This is a genomic window from Streptomyces sp. R41, assembly GCF_041053055.1.
Taxonomy (GTDB): domain Bacteria; phylum Actinomycetota; class Actinomycetes; order Streptomycetales; family Streptomycetaceae; genus Streptomyces.
The window spans coordinates 3,393,493-3,410,210 of the sequence record NZ_CP163443.1 but is presented as its reverse complement, the minus strand read 5'-3'; the positions used below and the strand labels follow the sequence as shown (position 1 = coordinate 3,410,210).

The 16,718-nt window shown below is 70.1% G+C and carries 17 protein-coding genes and 1 pseudogene; 8 read left to right on the top strand and 10 right to left on the bottom strand.

Annotated elements, in window-relative coordinates:
- Window positions 1–228: 228 nt before the first annotated feature.
- Window positions 229–918: a tyrosine-type recombinase/integrase gene (locus AB5J53_RS15890; protein WP_369246305.1), complete on the bottom strand. Its 690-nt coding sequence runs from the start codon at window positions 916–918 to the stop codon at window positions 229–231.
- A gap of 548 nt (window positions 919–1,466) precedes the next feature.
- On the opposite strand from AB5J53_RS15890, the gene AB5J53_RS15885 reads away from it, so the two are divergent.
- Both AB5J53_RS15885 and AB5J53_RS15880 read left to right on the top strand, forming a co-directional pair.
- Window positions 1,467–2,693, top strand: coding sequence for a PP2C family protein-serine/threonine phosphatase (locus tag AB5J53_RS15885; protein ID WP_369246304.1), 1,227 nt, complete (start codon window positions 1,467–1,469; stop codon window positions 2,691–2,693).
- Between the two features lie 147 nt (window positions 2,694–2,840).
- Entirely contained in the window at window positions 2,841–3,233 is a 393-nt protein-coding gene (locus tag AB5J53_RS15880; protein ID WP_369246303.1) for a hypothetical protein, read from the top strand.
- A gap of 657 nt (window positions 3,234–3,890) precedes the next feature.
- Here AB5J53_RS15880 and AB5J53_RS15875 read toward each other — a convergent pair.
- A pseudogene (locus AB5J53_RS15875) lies at window positions 3,891–4,564 on the bottom strand (tyrosine-type recombinase/integrase); the annotation flags it as partial.
- A gap of 628 nt (window positions 4,565–5,192) precedes the next feature.
- Here AB5J53_RS15875 and AB5J53_RS15870 point away from each other — a divergent pair.
- The gene (locus AB5J53_RS15870; RefSeq protein WP_369246302.1) at window positions 5,193–6,251 is read left to right on the top strand and encodes a zinc-dependent alcohol dehydrogenase family protein; all 1,059 of its coding nucleotides are present in this window, start codon (window positions 5,193–5,195) and stop codon (window positions 6,249–6,251) included.
- A gap of 169 nt (window positions 6,252–6,420) precedes the next feature.
- Here the strand turns inward: AB5J53_RS15870 and AB5J53_RS15865 are convergent, their stop codons facing one another.
- The 3 genes from AB5J53_RS15865 to AB5J53_RS15855 all read right to left on the bottom strand — a co-directional run bounded on the left by AB5J53_RS15865 (window position 6,421) and on the right by AB5J53_RS15855 (window position 8,216).
- Entirely contained in the window at window positions 6,421–6,873 is a 453-nt protein-coding gene (locus AB5J53_RS15865) for a hypothetical protein (protein ID WP_369246301.1), read from the bottom strand.
- Between the two features lie 273 nt (window positions 6,874–7,146).
- Window positions 7,147–7,542 (bottom strand): nuclear transport factor 2 family protein, encoded by a 396-nt coding sequence (locus AB5J53_RS15860; RefSeq protein WP_369246300.1) that lies wholly within the window; start codon window positions 7,540–7,542, stop codon window positions 7,147–7,149.
- 341 nt (window positions 7,543–7,883) lie between these two features.
- Window positions 7,884–8,216, bottom strand: coding sequence for a hypothetical protein (locus tag AB5J53_RS15855; RefSeq protein ID WP_369246299.1), 333 nt, complete (start codon window positions 8,214–8,216; stop codon window positions 7,884–7,886).
- Between the two features lie 162 nt (window positions 8,217–8,378).
- Here AB5J53_RS15855 and AB5J53_RS15850 point away from each other — a divergent pair, with 162 nt between their 5' ends.
- Genes AB5J53_RS15850 through AB5J53_RS15835 form a run of 4 tightly spaced genes read left to right on the top strand, consistent with a single transcriptional unit; the run spans window position 8,379 to window position 10,998 of the window.
- Window positions 8,379–8,906: a MarR family winged helix-turn-helix transcriptional regulator gene (locus AB5J53_RS15850; protein WP_369246298.1), complete on the top strand. Its 528-nt coding sequence runs from the start codon at window positions 8,379–8,381 to the stop codon at window positions 8,904–8,906.
- Complete coding sequence (locus tag AB5J53_RS15845; protein ID WP_369246297.1) at window positions 8,903–9,439, top strand: hypothetical protein; 537 nt, start codon at window positions 8,903–8,905, stop codon at window positions 9,437–9,439. Before AB5J53_RS15850 ends, AB5J53_RS15845 begins: the two co-directional genes overlap by 4 nt.
- Before the next feature lie 2 nt (window positions 9,440–9,441).
- On the top strand, window positions 9,442–10,029 hold the full coding sequence (locus AB5J53_RS15840) for a hydrolase (RefSeq protein WP_369246296.1): 588 nt from the start codon (window positions 9,442–9,444) through the stop codon (window positions 10,027–10,029).
- Between the two features lie 39 nt (window positions 10,030–10,068).
- Window positions 10,069–10,998, top strand: a complete 930-nt coding sequence (locus tag AB5J53_RS15835; RefSeq protein ID WP_369246295.1) for a LysR family transcriptional regulator — start codon at window positions 10,069–10,071, stop codon at window positions 10,996–10,998.
- A gap of 227 nt (window positions 10,999–11,225) precedes the next feature.
- Here AB5J53_RS15835 and AB5J53_RS15830 read toward each other — a convergent pair whose 3' ends face one another.
- Both AB5J53_RS15830 and AB5J53_RS15825 read right to left on the bottom strand, forming a co-directional pair.
- Window positions 11,226–12,140, bottom strand: coding sequence for a ketopantoate reductase family protein (locus AB5J53_RS15830; protein WP_369246294.1), 915 nt, complete (start codon window positions 12,138–12,140; stop codon window positions 11,226–11,228).
- 122 nt (window positions 12,141–12,262) lie between these two features.
- The gene (locus AB5J53_RS15825; protein WP_369246293.1) at window positions 12,263–13,036 is read right to left on the bottom strand and encodes an MBL fold metallo-hydrolase; all 774 of its coding nucleotides are present in this window, start codon (window positions 13,034–13,036) and stop codon (window positions 12,263–12,265) included.
- Between the two features lie 60 nt (window positions 13,037–13,096).
- Between AB5J53_RS15825 and AB5J53_RS15820 the strand changes: the two genes are divergently transcribed.
- Window positions 13,097–13,324 (top strand): DUF2277 domain-containing protein, encoded by a 228-nt coding sequence (locus tag AB5J53_RS15820; RefSeq protein WP_369246292.1) that lies wholly within the window; start codon window positions 13,097–13,099, stop codon window positions 13,322–13,324.
- 1 nt (window position 13,325) lies between these two features.
- On the opposite strand, the gene AB5J53_RS15815 is transcribed toward AB5J53_RS15820, so the two are convergent.
- The 3 genes from AB5J53_RS15815 to AB5J53_RS15805 all read right to left on the bottom strand — a co-directional run bounded on the left by AB5J53_RS15815 (window position 13,326) and on the right by AB5J53_RS15805 (window position 16,650).
- On the bottom strand, window positions 13,326–13,949 hold the full coding sequence (locus AB5J53_RS15815) for a DedA family protein (RefSeq protein ID WP_369246291.1): 624 nt from the start codon (window positions 13,947–13,949) through the stop codon (window positions 13,326–13,328).
- A 221-nt stretch (window positions 13,950–14,170) separates the two neighbouring features.
- A complete protein-coding gene (locus AB5J53_RS15810) occupies window positions 14,171–14,626 on the bottom strand; it encodes a DoxX family protein (protein ID WP_369246290.1) in 456 nt (151 codons plus the stop codon).
- 86 nt (window positions 14,627–14,712) lie between these two features.
- Window positions 14,713–16,650, bottom strand: coding sequence for an FAD/NAD(P)-binding protein (locus tag AB5J53_RS15805; RefSeq protein ID WP_369246289.1), 1,938 nt, complete (start codon window positions 16,648–16,650; stop codon window positions 14,713–14,715).
- Window positions 16,651–16,718: the final 68 nt, after the last annotated feature.

The following is a 16,718-nucleotide window of genomic DNA, read 5'->3' as shown; positions in this document are numbered from 1 at the left end:
CATCAACGAGCCCGGACGGCGGCATACGGCAGCGCCCGGCAATGGCACCCGCGCACAGGTTGGACCGCAGCCACGCAGGCGCGGGATCGAACTTACAAGGCGGATGTCGGCGGTTCGAAACCGTCCGCGCCCACCAGTCTCAGGACACGACTAAGGCCCAGGTCAACCGGTGCGAAGCCGGAGACCTGGGCCTTGATCTTTCTCGGCCGCTCGGGGCCGCCGTGCCACTTACGTGCCAGATGGGCCGCGCGGGGGCCGCTTCACCTTCTTGATCTGTCCGTCGACGTAGTCGGCGATCTGGTGGTCGCGGCCGTTGACGAGGTGCTGGTAGATCAGGGCGGCCCGTACCGACGAGTGGCCCATCCGGTGCATCAGCTCGCGGGTGGTCGCTCCACCGGTCGCGGCGAGGGTGTTCCCGGTGTGCCGGAGATCGTGGAAGTGCACGTCACCGAGGCCGGTCGCGTCGAGGGCACGGAGCCAGATCCGCCGGAAGTTGTTCCGGCGCAGGACACCGCCGCGGGCGCCGACGAAGACGAGCCCGGTTCGGCCGGCACTCGCGTACTCGGCCAGGTGGTGCGTCAGCTCCGGGACGAGCGAGGCCGGGAAGGCGACGGTACGGACACCGGCCGCGGTCTTGGGAGCCTTGACCGTGAGGCCGTCGGTCCGCGTCTCGGCGTACGAGCGGCGGACGGACACCGTGCGGGCCTCCAGGTCGATGTCCCGGCGCTGGAGGGCCGCCAGCTCACCGAAGCGGAGCGCGGCGAAGGCCGCCAGGAGCACCAGGGCGCGGCAGTGAGGCGGGACGGCGTCGGCGAGCCGGTACACCTCGGGCACGGAGAGGAACGGCCGCTCGGTGTGGGTGACCGTTCCCGCGCCCTTCACCCGGCACGGATTGCGCTCGATCAGTCCGTCATCCACGGCCGTGTTCATGATGGCCCGGAGGACTTGGTACGCCTTGGAGACGGTGGCGGCGCCGACACCCGCGTCAAGCGCGGGCTGGCCCCTGGGGCCCGGCCCCTCTGCGCCTTCGGCGCCAGGGCCGGCCCTTGGGCCGCAAGCACGTTACGGCCCAGACGGGATGGGAGCTGGGGTGAATGGTGGGTTGGGGCGTGTATGTCGCGCAAGCGCCTGGCGACAAGCGGGTTCTGGCGCGCGAAGCAGACGCCCCGCGCCCGTCCCACGCAACACCGCCCCAGCGAGCCCGCCCCAACGTCAAAACGCCTTCCCCAGCACTCAGAAGCCACATCACCTGGGCAGTGATCACCTCGATGACCAGGCGACTGGTCCGTGGCCGGCCCTCACCGCCAGGTGGGACGGCGTCCTCGCTGACCCGGGAGTCCTGATCACTCCGCGCGGACAGCGCGGGCCGACACGACATGCCGCGCATGGAGTAATGAGCCGCTCCGGCGGCTTCCCAGGTCACGTTGTGCGGAGGCGGTGGCAGGAAGGAGGTGGCGAGGCGGGTCATGGGCGAGGAGAGCGTGGATCGGTCGGAGGGTTTCGGTGAGCGGCTGCTCGGTCTGCTGCTGGATCGGGCGCGGCTGATGCCGCCGCAGCTGGTCGCCCCGTTGATCGCGGAGGAGGTGGCCGGGATCGGTGGTCGGGACGTCTCCATCCTGCTGCAGGACTACGCGCAGGAGGTGCTGGTGCCGCTTGCGGGCGGGAAGTTGCACGTCGGCCAGCCCGAGCCGATGGCCGAATCCCCCGCCGGCCGGGCCTTCCTGAGCGCGGAGGTCGTCGAGGTGCCGCGGGCCCACGGCGGCGTGCGGATGTACCTGCCGCTGCTGGACGGTAGTGACCAGGTGGGGGTGATGGCTCTGACCCTGGACGCCGTCGGCGACGACGACCGGCGTCTGCTGCGCAGGCTCGCCGGCCTGGTCGCCGACATGCTGGTCACCAAGAACGCCTACACCGACCTGTTCTTCCTGGCCCGGCGCCGGGAGCCGATGAGCGTGTCCGCGGAGATCCAGTGGAGCCTGCTGCCGCCGCTGACGATGACCGTGCCGCAGGTCGCGGTGGCCGGCATCCTGGAGCCCGCCTACCGCGTCGCCGGCGACAGCTTCGACTACGCCCTCAACGACAACGTCCTGCACACGGCCGTGATCGACGCGATGGGCCACGGCCTGGACGCCGCCGTGATGGCGACCGTGGCCATCGGCGCCTACCGGCATGCCCGGCGCGTGTTCGTCAGCCTGGCCGAGAAGTACGTGTTCATGGACGATGCCATCTCCCGGCAGTTCGGTCCCGACCACTTCGTCACGGCGCAGCTGATGCACATCAACATCGCCACGGGTGAGCTGGAGTTGGTCAACGCGGGCCACCCCGCGCCGCTGCTGATCCGCCATGGCCGGGTCGTGCGAAAGCTGGAGAGCGCGACGACGCTGCCCGTCGGCTTCGGCGGCGACGAGCCCCGGATCAGAGAGCACATGCTCCAGCCGGGCGACCGGGTGCTGTGCTACACCGACGGCATCATCGAGGAACACGTCGCCGGCGGCGAGCTGTTCGGCGAGGAACGCCTCATCCACTGCGTCAACCGCCTGGGGGAAGAGCCGTCACAGGGGCTACGGGCGGATCTGCGCGGACTCTCCCACACCCTGAAGAGGGAACGGGGCGGACGCACCACCGACGACGCCACCCTCTTCATGATCGAGTGGCACGGCGGCGCCGCCGACCACCTCGCGGTCCTTGACTGAGCAACCTCGACGTCAACCGAATCCGGACCGGATAGCGCCGCCCACGCGGACGACGGTCACCCTTCCACGCCTGGCCAGCTGGCCTCCCAAGGGGAGTATTCGGAAACAGGCACCGACATCTCAATCAGCGCGAGCATCCGTGCACGGTTGGTGGTCACTTCGGAGATGTGGGGCCAGCGCGAGGCGCTCGAAGAGCGGATCGGCCGGTGCCGTCCCCGCAGCGATGACGACTCCACCCTGCTCGTCCTCGCCTGGGCAGACGCCGTTCCCCTGACCGCCGCTTCGCTCAGCGGCCGACCGGAGTTGGCCGACCTGCTCGTGGTCCCGTGGATCACCTGTTCTCAACACTGCGGGCAAGTCCTCGGCCGTGCCCATGAGCGCGAACCCTGGGGCGGCCTGTCCTTCCTGGCTGCCCACTACGTACTCTTCCGGCCCGAAGTACCTGCACAAATCCAGGTCTTCGGCTCCACGGCCGTGCGGGACGCGCTCACCGTCCCGGCTTCTTGTTCCGGCGGACAACCACCGGCCCTGCTGCCATAAGAAGCGACCTGTAAAGGGGTGGTCGGCGGCAGCCCCGCGGCGCATCTGTGGGATGGCCGGGCAGCCCACAGCGGGCGAAGCCCTCTCAGCTGGGCAAACCTGGTGAACCGCGTCGGCCTCCGGAGCCGTGCGCGCAGGTTCGAATGTTCCTGCCCAACTCTGGAAAAGGCGACCAGTCTTCAAGAGGACCCGTCGGCCGTCTGCTCGGTTGGCTCAGGCGTTGGGACGCTTGCCGTGATTGGCCTTCTTCTTCTTACGGGCGCGTCGCTTGTTCCCTCGCTTAGCCACGGTGCACATCTCCCTAATTGGGGACTTTCCATGCCTTCGCCAGTCTAGATTCGGCCCCGGGGGTCCGCATCAGCGGTGCCGCGGCCACAGCGCCCATACCGGCGCCCCGCCTGCCCAGAGCAATCACTGGCTTCTGTCGAATGCACGTCGAAGCCGCCCAGGCCGATCGATCACAACGCTGCCAACTGCAGGTGAGAGGCCGTGCAGGGCTCGGACATCAAGCGCCTTCTAAGCCCGTAGCCCCTCTGCGCGTGCCACGGTCGTGCCACATGGTGCGGTCAACCACGGTCAACGGCGGCTCGCCACAGTCGAGGTGCGCTGATGAGCTGGGCCGGCTCTACAGCCGGAGCGACCTGGGCACCCTGGTCGCAGATCCATCACGACGCGTGGCGCCACCCCGGCCGCGGTGAGCAGGGTCGCGCAGCCGTGCCGAGCGTCATGCAGCCGGATGACCCGCAGGTCCGCGTTCTTGGCGACCCGAGTGAACGAGCGGTAGACGTTGCGCGGCTCGATCGGTCGCCCCGTACGCGTGGTGAACACGTAGCCGCTCCCCTCCCAGCGATCACCCGCCCGCTCACCCACCGCGGCTTGCCGCATCCGCTGATACCTCAAAGGGGCAACGCAGATGGCTGGCAGCGGCAGCACCTGCCTACGGCGTCGCCCCTTCGGATCGTCCTCGTATGCCTCCCCTGCGACCCGTTTCCGCTGCTTTCGGACCCTGATCTCGCGCTTGTCGAGGTCTACGTCCTGCCACTGGAGTCCCATTACCTCCCCACGACGGAGACCGAGCGCGATGCGAGCACGAACGCGGCGTAGAGCGGATCACTCCGAGCCGCGATGAGGAAGTCGAGCGTCTCGTCCAGACTCCAGGGATCGAGGCTGCGGGACTCGACCCGAAGCGCGTCAACGAGGGTGACGACGTTCCTAGCGATCAGTTCTTCGCGGCAGGCTGCCGGCAGAGCTGTGCGCAGGACCTTGTGGGTCTCCTTCGCCGTAGCAGCCGTGGTCTGCTGTTCCAGCCTGGCAAGGAAGCGCTGCCCGACGCGCCGGAAGCCTACGGGGCCATGATCACTCGCGCCAAAGCAGCTCCCGGCCAAAGTCGCTACGCCGACCTTCTCCTTCGCCTGCGGCAATACGGACTGCCGACCAGGTGGGAGCCGTCGGAGGCTGGATTGCAGAGCCTGTCAGTGGCGCTTAGCGTGATGTCGGGGACTCCGGGGACTCCGGGGACTCCAGGGGCTCTCGGTGCGGTGCGTGCGGCGGACTTGGTAGGGCATGCGCCCGGGGTCCAGTCCATCGAGGTGATCAATGAGGACTGACAGCGCACAGACGCTCGTCAAGAATCTCGCCAACACCTTCAGGCATCCAATCCGTTCGCCGATCCTCCACTCTGCCTCAGATCAGTGCGCTGCGGCGAGCGGTCCTGATCACGGACCTCAGTAGGCCGCCCGAACCCCAGCTCGCTCACATGATCATGCTGAGCGAGTCGGTAAAGGCCTAGAGGGGACCTGACGCCGATGACGCTCAGCGCACGGGCCTGCTCCATTTCGAGAAAGAAAGGTCCGGAGCCTGGTCGCCGACGAGGATGCCGCCACCGGCATTGTTCCTGTCCAGAACGCCCGCCGAGTTCGTCGGGCGCTGAGAGACGAGAGGCCACTCATGCCACAGTCCATGCGCGCGCTCGTAGCCGGAAAGGTTGGCGAGCCGGCCGATGTCCTGCGGCTGGAATCCCGGCCTGTTCCCACGCCAGAAGCCGGTCAGGCGTTGATCCGTGTGAAGGCGACTCCGATTCACGCCAGTGATCTGCACGTGCTGCGTGGCCGCTACGGTTTCTCCCCCGAGTTTCCCACCGTCGGGGGTCACATGGAATGCGTGGGCCGTATTGAGGCCCTGGGCCCGGATACCGAGGGACTGAAGATCGGCGAGCGCGTGGTGGCCGTTGCTGTCCCGGCGGTACCCGGGCCGCATGTGGCCGGCACTTGGCAGGAATTCCTTGTTGCCGATACACGAAGGCTCCTGCCGGTCCCCGATCAGCTGAGCGACTCCAGCGCCTGTCAGCTCGCCGTCAACCCGTTGACCGCGCTGCTATTGGTGACTCGCGAACTCGATGTACAGCCGGGTGAATGGTTGTTGCAGACGGCCGCGGGCTCCACCGTCGGCCGGCTCGTCATTCAGCTGGCCAGGCATCTGGGTATTCGCACGATCAATGTCGTGCGGCGGCGCGATGCCGTCGAGGAGATCAAGGCGCTTGGTGGTGACGAGGTCATTTGCACTGAGGACGAGGACCTGTTGCAGCGTGTGGCCGAGATTGCAGGATCGGCCGGCGTGCGCAAGGCCATCGACTGTGTCGCGGGCCATGTGGGTGCCCAGGTATCCCAGGCATTGGCTCCGGGAGGAGAGGTCGTGGTCTACGGTGCTCTCTCCACCCATAGGCAGACTGACCCGGCGGCGCTGACGATCCCGCTGTCGGCACGCTCGCTCATCTACGAGACCAAAGTAGTCCGTGGCTTCTGGCTGAACCGCTGGTTCGGCACTGCCTCACCTGCGGATGCGCTGCGCGCGCTGTCCGAGGTTCGCAGTCTCGTCGCTGATGAAGTGCTGAGCATCCCCCAAGGCGAGCCGTTCCCGCTCGAACGCTTCACTGAAGCCATCTCGTTCGCCGAAGCACCCGCACATGGCGCCAAACCGCTCTTCGTCTTCGAGGGTGGCCGGGACGAAGACGAGAGGTAGGACGCGGCCCGGCCGGTGCCGACGGCGGTGCGGCTGCGGCGGGGCAAGGCCGCCGACGCCCGCGGTGCCGCCCAGCTCGGGCAAAGCGCACCGCTCGGCCAGCTGGACCAGGGGCATCAGGCCGGCTCAGAGATCGAATGGGGCCGCTTCGCCTTTCTCCTGGGCGGGTTCAGACTCGCTCGCCAGGTAGGTGGCGAGGCACGGAGACCAGCCCGTAGATGACGAGCACGGAGAGAGCCATGGTGGCCACGGACCAGAGAGGGAACGTGGACAGGAAAATCAGTTGGCCGACCATGCAGGCACCAGCCAGCACGATGCCGGCGATCCGCGCGAATCTCGACCCCATGAATACGCCAAGACTGGCCAGGATCTGTGCAATGCCCACAAAGATCCAGACCCAGCCCCAGGCGTCATAGTTGAAGATGAGAAGTCGCTGACCGTGTTCGAAAGTCGTGGCGTAGTAGCCGTTGTCCAGCAAGGCGACGAAGCCATTAATGATGTCGAACAGACCGCTCAGCATCAGCATGATCCCGGCGAAGGCCACCCAGTGCGACCGCTCGACAGGCGGCCGGTCGGGCGGCCCTGAGGTGCCGCCGTCCGAAGTGCGAGACTCTGGCTGCATAAACCCACCAGACCCGGCTGTGTGAGACGGCGCAACCAATAGTGAGCCGTTGCGGTGAGGGGCGGGGTCCGGAGTGATCCAGTGTGATCACCGTGGCGGCGTAGGCATGGATACCAGTCCGGCCGCGAGGATGGTGTCGGCGACCGGGGTGCCGAGCGAGGCGCCGAGGTCGGACACCCTGCGTGACAGCCCGGAGATCACGGAGGCCGAGACGTCCCGGCACGGAACGCAGTGCCTGAAGAGCAGCAGGGCGAGCTGCGGCTCTTCGGGAGGCTAGCCCCAGAAGGTGTTTGCCCTGTTGATGTCCTCGACGCATTCGTCGAGGTCGGTGATTTTGTCGCCGACGATCCGGAAGACGATGGCTCCGTTCTCGTCGATCAGTTTGCCGTTGCGCTCGGCTGTGTAGTGGTGGACAGCGACCGCGTGGCCGCGGCCGTCGACGAGTACGTGGCGCAGTTCGACCTTCAGGGTGCCGTTCGTCCGCCCGAAGAGCTGACCGTACATGTCGATGATCGCGTCCTGGCCCTTGAAGTCGCCCGACAACGGGTGACTGCCGGGTACGTGGTGAGTGGCGTCCGACGACATCAACCCGCGCAGGGTGTCCATGTCACCTCGCGAGAAGGCGTCGTAGCCCTTGCGGACGAGCGTTGCGTGTGGGTGCTCTGCCACGGTGACCGCCCCTCTCTGCTGCCTCGCCGAATTGAGGCTTGTGTTAATCATTGTCCGCTTCATCCGTGAGCGCGTCGAAGTCCCGCCATCCGTCCACTTCGATCACCTGCCCGGAAGTGCGGAGGTCCGGGAGCGGCATCGCGGCGTCCAGGAGGCGGCGAACTGTTCCCGGCTCGCGGAGATTGAGGTACGCGCGGTCCGGGAGCCGTACCAAAGCCCCAGGCCAACCTGCTGTGAGCATGGGCTCTTTGGGCGGGCTGCGGATGCGTTCCGGCGTAGAGAGGTAGGCATGCGGACCGGAGCGCCTTCTCGCGGACCGTCCCTCCGTGCCCTGCCACCTCTCAGGCCGGGCTCTCGTGCGCGTGCTTCAGCGTCATGCGTGCGTCGACCGTCTCCGGGGGTGCGATCTCGGACCAGAAGCGGTGGCAGGTCACGAACACGGCGAGCTCGCGCTCCCGCTGACGGAGCTTCTCCACCTCGGCCTGTTCGTCGGCGGTCCAGCCGGGGGAGGCGGGGCGCTCCACCTTGCGCCAGCCGCCCGCGTCGCTGAAGCCGTCCAGGGGTTCTACGGACCAGGGGAGTCGTTTCAGCAGGGCCAGCAGCTCGGCCCGGACCTGATGCAGCTCCTCCTGACCGGCCAGGAGGTCACTCGGAAAGTCATAGGTCGCAGCCACGCGGCAATGCTACGCCTGTTCGATTTTGGGATGCGAGTTCCTTCCGGGACTTCACGCGAACGAGTGGGGTCGGGAGAACCGGTGGCCGGCCGGGCGCCTTCTGCAGTTCAGGCTGTGCAGTTGAAACTGGACAGCCTGAACTGAAGAATTTACGGTGATGCCATGAACGAGAACCGTGGTGCCAGGGACGAGAACAACCGTGGTGCCAGGGACGAGAACAACCGTGGTGCCAGGGACGAGAACAACGGGGACACCGAAGGTGTCTCCGAGTCCGCCGCCCGCGCCGCGCGCGATCTGCGGGTCGCGTTCAGCCGGCTGGGGCGGCGGATCAGGGAAGTCTCCGAGACGGAGGACCTCACGCCCTCCCAGCTGTCCGCGCTGACCCTGCTCAGCAAGAGCGGGGCGGCCACGACCAGCGGGCTTGCCGCGACCGAGGGGGTCCGACCGCAGTCCATGGCCGCCACGCTCGCCGCGCTCGACCAGCACGGGCTGATCGCGCGCAGCCCGGACCCGGGGGACGGCCGGCGGCAACTCGTCACGCTGACCGAAGCCGGCCGCGAGCGTGTCGAGGGCACCCGGCAGGTCCGCCAGGAGTGGCTGGCCCGGGCCTTCCACGACCGCTGCACGGAGGCCGAGTGGCAGACCGTCATCGAGGCGATGGCCGTACTGGAACGGCTCACCCGGCCGTGATACCGAAACCGAGACTCACCCGCGCCACCAGGACGGAGGGGCGCGGGCTGCACGCCGCCGCAGCGGGGCTCGTCCTGCTGCCGCTGTCCCTGAGCGCGCTGGTCGTCTCCGGTGTCACCGGGCGGCGCGAGGCGATCCGCGGAAAGCTTGTCGTCGGGAGTCGGGTCCAAGTCGCCGCGTGCGCGGGGCTGTTGAGGGTGCAGTCCGGCAGTGCCGGCTGGGTGCTCGCCGCTGTCGGTGTCGTCATGGGCGTACCGCAGGGCCTCAACGGCCTGGCCAACCAGAACGCGCTGTACCGGCAGGCCGACCCCGCCCGGATGGGCTCCGCCGCCGGACTGCTGCGCACCTTCACGTACCTCGGCGCGATGGCGGCCTCCGCCGCCACCGCGGCCTTCTTCCCGCACGGCGCCGACACCGGCGGCCTGCACGACCTGGCCCTTTGCATGCTCGCCGGAGCCGTCCTGCTCCTGGCGGTCACCCTCCTCGACCGATCCCTTTGCAACCTCACCCCCCGAACCCCCGGAAAGGCCTGACCATGGCTCTCAGCACGCTCGACGCCCGTACCGCGCTCGTCGTCATCGACCTCCAGAACGGCATCGTGGGGAACCCGCACCTCGCCCCGTACACCGCCGCCGAGGTGGTGGCCCGCGCGGGCCGACTCGCCGACGCCTTCCGCGAGCACGGCCTCCCGGTCGTCCTCGTACGGGTCACCGCGGCCGCCGACGGATCGGACGCCACGCCCGGCCGTATCGACGGCGGCAGCCGCTCCCGTACCTGGCCGGAGGGCTGGGACGTCATCGTCGACGAACTCGCCGGGCACCCCGGGGACATCACCGTCACCAAGCGGAACTGGGGCGCCTTCTACGGCACCGACCTCGACCTGCAGCTGCGCCGCCGCGGGATCACCCAGATCGTGCTGGCCGGCATCGCGACCAGCATCGGCGTCGAGTCCAGCGCCCGCGCCGCCCACGAGCACGGCTACCACGTCACCCTGGCCACCGATGCCATGTCCGACATCGACGGGGAGACGCACCGCAACAGCGTCGAGCGGATCTTTCCCCGGCTCGGCGAGACCGGGACCGCTGAGGAGGTCGTCGAGCTGCTGGCCAAGACCCGCATCTGACGTGAGGGTCCCGGGCCGCCCCCGATAGTTTTGGGCCTCGTGACGCTTGATGATCTGCGTGTTTTCGTCGCCGTCTGCCGGGCCGGCAGTCTCAGTGCCGTGGCCCGGGAGCTCGGCTGTACCCAGTCGGCGGTGAGCCAGCACGTACGGCGGCTGGAGCGGGAGGTCGGGGTCGGGCTCGTCGAGCGGCAGGCGCGGGGTGTTGTGCCGACGCGCGCCGGGCGGGTGCTGGAGCGGGCCGCCGCCGAGGGCATATCCGGGCTCGACCTCGCGCTGCGGCGGCTCGACGAGATGGTGCGCGGGGGCGGTGGGGTCGTGCGGATCGCCACCGGCGGGGCCACCGTGCGGCACTTCATGGCCGACGCCGTGGTCGACTTCCGGCGGCGGTATCCGCAGGTGAGCCTGGAGTTTCAGACCGAGAGTTCGAGTCGCAGCTGTTTCGAGGCGCTCGGGGATCACGGGCTCGACCTCGCGTGGGTGACCCTCGGGCCGCCCGTGCGCGGGGTCGAGCAGCGGGCCGTCGTCGAACTGCCCTGGGTGCTCGCCGTGCGCGCCGACGACGAGCTCGCGGGGTGCGAGCGCATCGAGGGGGCGGAGCTGGCCGGGATGCGGCTCATCGGGCTGCCGGAGAACTCCACTTCGCGAGCCCATCTCGACTCCGCCTACAGGGAGTTGGGGGTGCCGACCGCCGCCTCGGACACCAGTGTCGCCGACTGGGACACCGCGATCCTGCTCGCCGAGCTCGGCCTCGGCCACGCCGTCGTGCCCGCGCTGCCCGGCTGGCGCGGCCCCCGCCACCCCGGCCTTCGCTTCGTCCCGGTCCCGGCTCTGCCACCCCTCACGGCGGGCTGGGCCGTACGCCAGTGGGATGCCCTGTCGCCCCCGGCCCGCGCCTTCGCCGACACGGTCACGCGGCACTGCGGGGCCGAGCTCGACATCGACATCGACGTCACCGTCGTACGGGGCTGAGGACCGGGTGGTCGCCCCCGCCGCCGCTACCCATTCCCGTCCACTGGGGCTGCGCCCCAGACCCCGCTGGGTTGTTCATCGGCTGCGGGTGGGTGGGGGCTGGTCGCGCAGTTCCCCGCGCCCCTGACGGGGCGCTTGTCGCGCAGTTTCACCGCGTCCCTGACGGGGCGCTGGTCGTGGTGTTCCCCGCGTCCCTGACGGGGCGCTGCGCCCCCACCCCGCGCTTCTCAAGCGCCGGGCAGGCTGGACGATGCCAGCTCGCCCACCAGCCTTCTCGCCACCGGTACCGGCACGTCGAACCGTTCGGCCGCGCGCAGCAACGCGCCGCCGATCGCGTCCAGTTCGAGTGCGCGGCCGGCCTCGGCGTCGCGCTGCATGGAGGACTTCATCGCGGCGGGGAAGGCGTCGTAGCGGGCGAGGGCGGCCGCGGGGTCGACGGGGGCGCCGTTTGCCCGGCTGACGGTGGCGATCTCCTCCACCAGGGCCACCAACTCCTCGCGGTGGAGGGTGCGTACGTCGCCCAGCGACACCCCGTACCGAGTCGTCAGCAGCGCGAGCGGTGCGAGGAACGACATCTTCGCCCACAGCGTCGCCGCCTCGTCGTCCTGGATCCGGACGCGCGCGCCGGCCCACTCCAGGGCCCCGGCGAGCTCGTCGAGCCGTGCGCGCGGCGCGGTGTCGCCGGTCAGGTCGATTTCCGCGAAGGGGCTGCCGTGCTCGATCAGGCCCGGGGCAAGGCGAGCCGACTCGACGCGGATCACCGCGGGTGCCACCTGCTCGGGGCGGTAGCGGGCGCGGAGGGCCGCCGGGTGTTCGACGCCGTTCAGGAGCGGCACCACCAAGCCGGCGTCGCCCAGCGCCTTCGCGGGGACGCGCTCCAGAGCCGCGTCGAGCGCCGTGGCCTTGACCGCGATCAGGCACGCGTCGACGGGCTCGCGCAGCTCGGTGTCCGCCTCCACGTGGGCCGTGAAGTCGCCGAAGTGAGCGCTGCGTACACGGATGCCGTCCGCGGCCAGCACCCGCGCGGTCTCTTCCCCGGCCAGGCAGATCACCCGGTGCCCCGACCGCGCCAGGAGTGCGGCGAGCAGACCGCCGACACCGCCCGGGCCCAGTACCGCCACTGTGAGCCGGTCATTCGCCATGAGTCCTCGCCTCTTTCCGCCGGGGCCCCCGAGCGAGGACCCCGGCGATGATCACAAGTGCCGGACGCCCGAGTCAATCCTCGGAGAATCTTGCCCAACCCCCAGGAAATGCTTGGGTTTTGCTAAGGCAACCGCGCCGAAGCCCCCGGCTCCAGCAGGTGCAGCCGGTCCGTGAGTCCGGCCTCCGCGAACGCCTTCGTCAGCGTGGCGCCGTCCTGTGTGAAGTGGCCCCAGTGCTCGAAATGCAGCGGCACGACATGGCGGGCGCCGAGGATCCCGGCCGCCCGCGCCGCGTCCTCGCTCGTCAGGGTCAGCGGGGCGTCCGGCACCAGCGGGGTGCGCGCCGCACCCGCGAACAGCACGGCCACGTCGAAGGGGCCCTCGCGGCCGGCGATGTCCCGTACGACGTCCAGGGACGCGTTGTCGCCGCTCACGTACACCTTGGGCAGCCCGTCTCCGGACAGCACGAAGCCGGTCACCTCGCCCACGAGCGGCTCCGAACCGTCGGGGCCGTGCTGCGCCGGCACGGCGGTCACCCGCAGCACGCCGCCGTCGGGGCGCGGCAGTTCGACGTGCTCCCAGGACGGCACGGCCCGCACGGGCGCGCCGATACGGTCGTACGCCGATGCCGTCGAGAGGGTCAGCGGGGCGCCCGCGAGATACGTACGCCCGGACGCGTCGAGGTTGTCCGGGTGCTGGTCGTGCGAGAGCAGTACGGCGTCGACCGCGCCGACCTCCGCGGCCGGGAGCGCGGGTCCGGCCGTCTTCACCAGCTTCCGCGCGCCGATGGGGTACTCGCCGGGCGCGTCGAAGGTGGGGTCGGTCAGCAGCCGTACGCCGCCGAGCGCGATGACGGCCGTGGGGCCGCCGATGTACGTGATCTCCACAGTGGTCATGTTCTCCACAATCTGTGGACTGCTGGACCGTATTCCCGACGTCTGCGCGAGACTGGACGTATGTGCCGCAGCATCAAGACCCTCCGCCCGCCCGTGCTCCCCGAAGAGGCCACCGAGGAGGAGATCCGCGCCGCCGCCCTCCAGTACGTCCGCAAGGTGTCCGGCTTCCGCGCCCCGGCCGCCCACAACCGTGAGGTCTTCGACCACGCGGTCGAGGCGATCGCGGCGGCCACGGCCGAGCTGCTGGGCGGCCTGGAGGTACGCGGCGCGGTGCAGCGCGCGGGATAGGTCAGGCGCTGCTGCCCGACTCCTGTGGTGCGGGCCGGCGCATCAGGTACGCCGCCCCGGCGCCCGCGACCAACAGCGCCGCGAAGGACACCCCCGTGGCGAGCCAGGTCGCGCCCAGCCACTGGCCGCCGAAGTAGCCGAGGGCGACGCTGTAGCCGGCCCAGGTCAGGCCCGCGAGTATGGACCAGGGCAGGAACTCGCGGACGCGGCGGTGGGCCGCGCCGGCGCCGAGTGAGACGACCGAGCGGCCGGCCGGGGCGAAGCGGGCGACGACGACCAGGGCTCCGCCGCCGCGGGAGAGGGCCACGCCGAGACGTTCCTGCGCGCTGGTCAGGCGGCGGGAGCGGGCGATGGCACGGTCCAGACGTTCGCCGCCGCGCCAGGCCAGGCGGTACGCCACCAGGTCGCCGAGGACGGAGGCCGTGGCCGCGCAGAGCGTGAGCATCAGGATGTCGGGCACGGCGTGCGGGACGGCGCCGGTGGCCGAGCCCGCCGCGGCCGTGGCAGCCGTGATCACCAGGACGCCGCTCGGCAGGACCGGCAGGAACACATCAAGAAGAACGGACACGGCGACCGCCGCGTAGATCCATGGGCTGCCCGTCAGCGACCCCACACTCTCCAGCACCGAAACACTCCCCTGAAATCCCCCGTAGGCACGACCACGCCGCGACGTCGCGGGGAGCGGCAGGGCGGCCTGTAACAGCCATACAGCGTACGCGGCTGGTGTGACAGGAGATCCACGGGGGGCTCATGTGTCTGTCACATCACGTTCACCCGCTGCTGCCGACGTGAGGGCGCCCGCCTCCTGTATGGGGGAGGCGGGCGCCGTCGTGCGCGGGGGAAGCGTCAGGCCGCGACCGGCTCCGAGGCCCGCTTGTCCTCGGTGGCCGAGGCCGTGCGGCCCGCGAGCAGCTGGTCGAGGCCGAGCGCGCCGGATCCGGTGAAGACGAGCAGGAGCATGGTCCAGCAGAACAGCACGGAGAGCTCGCCGCCGTTCTGGATCGGCCACAGGGCGGCCGACTGGTGCACGTCGAAGTACGCGTATGCCATCGAGCCCGACGAGATGAACGCGGCGGCGCGGGTGCCGAGGCCGAGCAGCACCAGGGCGCCGCCGACGAGCTGGATCACGGCCGCGTACCAGCCCGGCCAGGTGCCGGCGTCGATGGTCCCGCCGTCGGTGCCCGCGGCGCCGCCGAGCACGCCGAAGAGGGAAGCGGCGCCGTGCACGGCGAAGAGCAGGCCGACGACGATACGGAACAGGCCGATGGCGTAGGGCTGGGCGCTGTTGAGGCGTCCGGTCATGTGGGGGAACTCCTTCGGTCTGGTCCGGTCCATGGGGGACCGGATCTTGGGGACGGAACCGAGTGAGTCATCAACGTTAGGCGAACCTAATCAATGCTTGCAAGTTCAACATTTGGCCATGGATCCGCCTCCGCTTGCGGTTCCGCTTGCGCCATCGCCGCACGTAGCGCGGCCCGTGCCACCGCGTCGGCATCCGAAAGCGTGACCGAATCCACACCCGGCCGGGCCCCGGCCGCGGTCACCCAGTGCACGCCCTCCGTGGGCACTCCGAACGCGAACCGCCGTGTGTGCGGGCGGCCTTGACGGTCGATCAGACGATAAGGGCGCGGTGTTACGTCCAGTCCTCCGGTTTCGTAACCGTCGACGGTGTGCGGGCGGCACTGGCCCGTCTTCAGAAGCCGGGCGAGCAGCTCGTCGGCGGTCCGTCGCAGATCCGGTTCCGGTAGCCGCGCCTCCACGAGGGTCGTCGTCCGTACGGCCGAACCCGGCACGTCGGGGGAGTGCGCGACCCACGCCCCGTCCTCGGCCCGCACATCGAGGCGCGGTCCGACGACGTCCAGGACGCCCGCCTCGATCAGCGCGGCCATCTCCTCGACGCGCCGCCGGGGCGGGCCGATGGAGAGGAAGGCGTTGAGCGGCGTATACCAACGGTCCAGGTGGGCCCGGCGCGAATCGCCCGACAGTCCGCCGTGGTCCACGATCTGGCGCAGTTCGTTGCGCAGATCGCGCAGCACGTCGAGGGCGGCCTTGAGGGGCCCGTCGACATTTCCGAGCGCGGCCTGCCGGGCGTCCTCGCGCAGATGGCCGAGCAGCCACTCCCGCCAGGCACCGGGGCCGGTGTAGGTGTGCCCGGCGTACGGGCGCGACATGCGGTCCCAGGACCAGCGGTCGGCGGCGGCGATGCCGAACTCGCCGAGGACATCGGCCTCTTGGGGACTCCGGTGCGGGACGGCGAGGAAACGGTCCCGGAAGTCCAGGCCCTCCGGCGTCCCCAACAGCCCCTCGTAGTAGACGGTTTCGACCTCCTTGGCGACCAACGGCCATATCTCGCACAGAAAGTCCGGCGCGTCACCGGAGTCGGCGCGTTTGCGGAGGCGGGAGATCACCTCGTCGGTGAGGACGAGCGGGGTGTGGCGGCCGTACGGGCCCTTCGCGTTGTCGCCGCGTGCCTGGTACGGGATGCCGCGCCGCGAGCCGGCGTACAGCCGGGGTTCGTCGCCCGAGGGCAGATAGCGCAGGCCCTCGCGGGTCCGGACGAAACGGCCGCCGCGACCCGTGGTCAGCAGGGCCATGTGGTCGAAGAAGTTGAGGCCCAGGCCGCGGAGCAGGACCGGTTCGCCGGGGGCGAGAGGCGAGAGGTCGACGTCGGCAGGATTCGCGGGCGGAATGTGCCGCAGGCCGTGCCGCTCGGCGTACGCGGTCAGGCGCTGCTGCGCTGGGTCCGCGAGCACCGGCAGATGGCCCTGCGCGAGGACCACGGCGGCGAGGCCCGACAGGGTGCGGCCGGTGGAGAGGGCGAGCGTCTGGCGGCCGTCGGGCGCGTCGTCGAGCCGTATCGCGCGGGCGGTGTGCACCTCGACCCGCACCGCGGCGGGCGCCCCGCGCACCACCTCGCCGAAGACCCACTCCAGGTAACGGCCGTACTCGGCGCGGGTCGGATAGTCGTCGGGGCCCAGTTCGCCGCCCGCCCACGCGTGCAGGCTCGGCCCCGGACATATCGGCCCCGAGCAGTCCACGCTCTCGTCGGTGAAGAGGGTCACCTGTGAGGCCACGGTGTTCATCAGCAGATGCGGCGACTGTTCGGTGCGCCAGACGCGGCCGGGCCCCGGCGGGGCCGGATCGACGACATGCACCGTCAGTCGCGTGCCCGGCGCGAGGAGCTCGGGCGCGGAGGCGCAGAGGCGCTCCAGAACGCTGGTGCCGCGCGGACCCGCGCCGACAAGGGCGACGGAGACGTGGGTGATCCCGGAGGGCGCGGCTGGTGCGGCAGACAAGGGTGTGACTCCCGGGCGTGTGGGGCGCATGGGCGGCAGACCATCCGCCGGAAGCGGACGGTCATGGCGGCAAACCGCCCGCTGGAAGCGGACGGTCC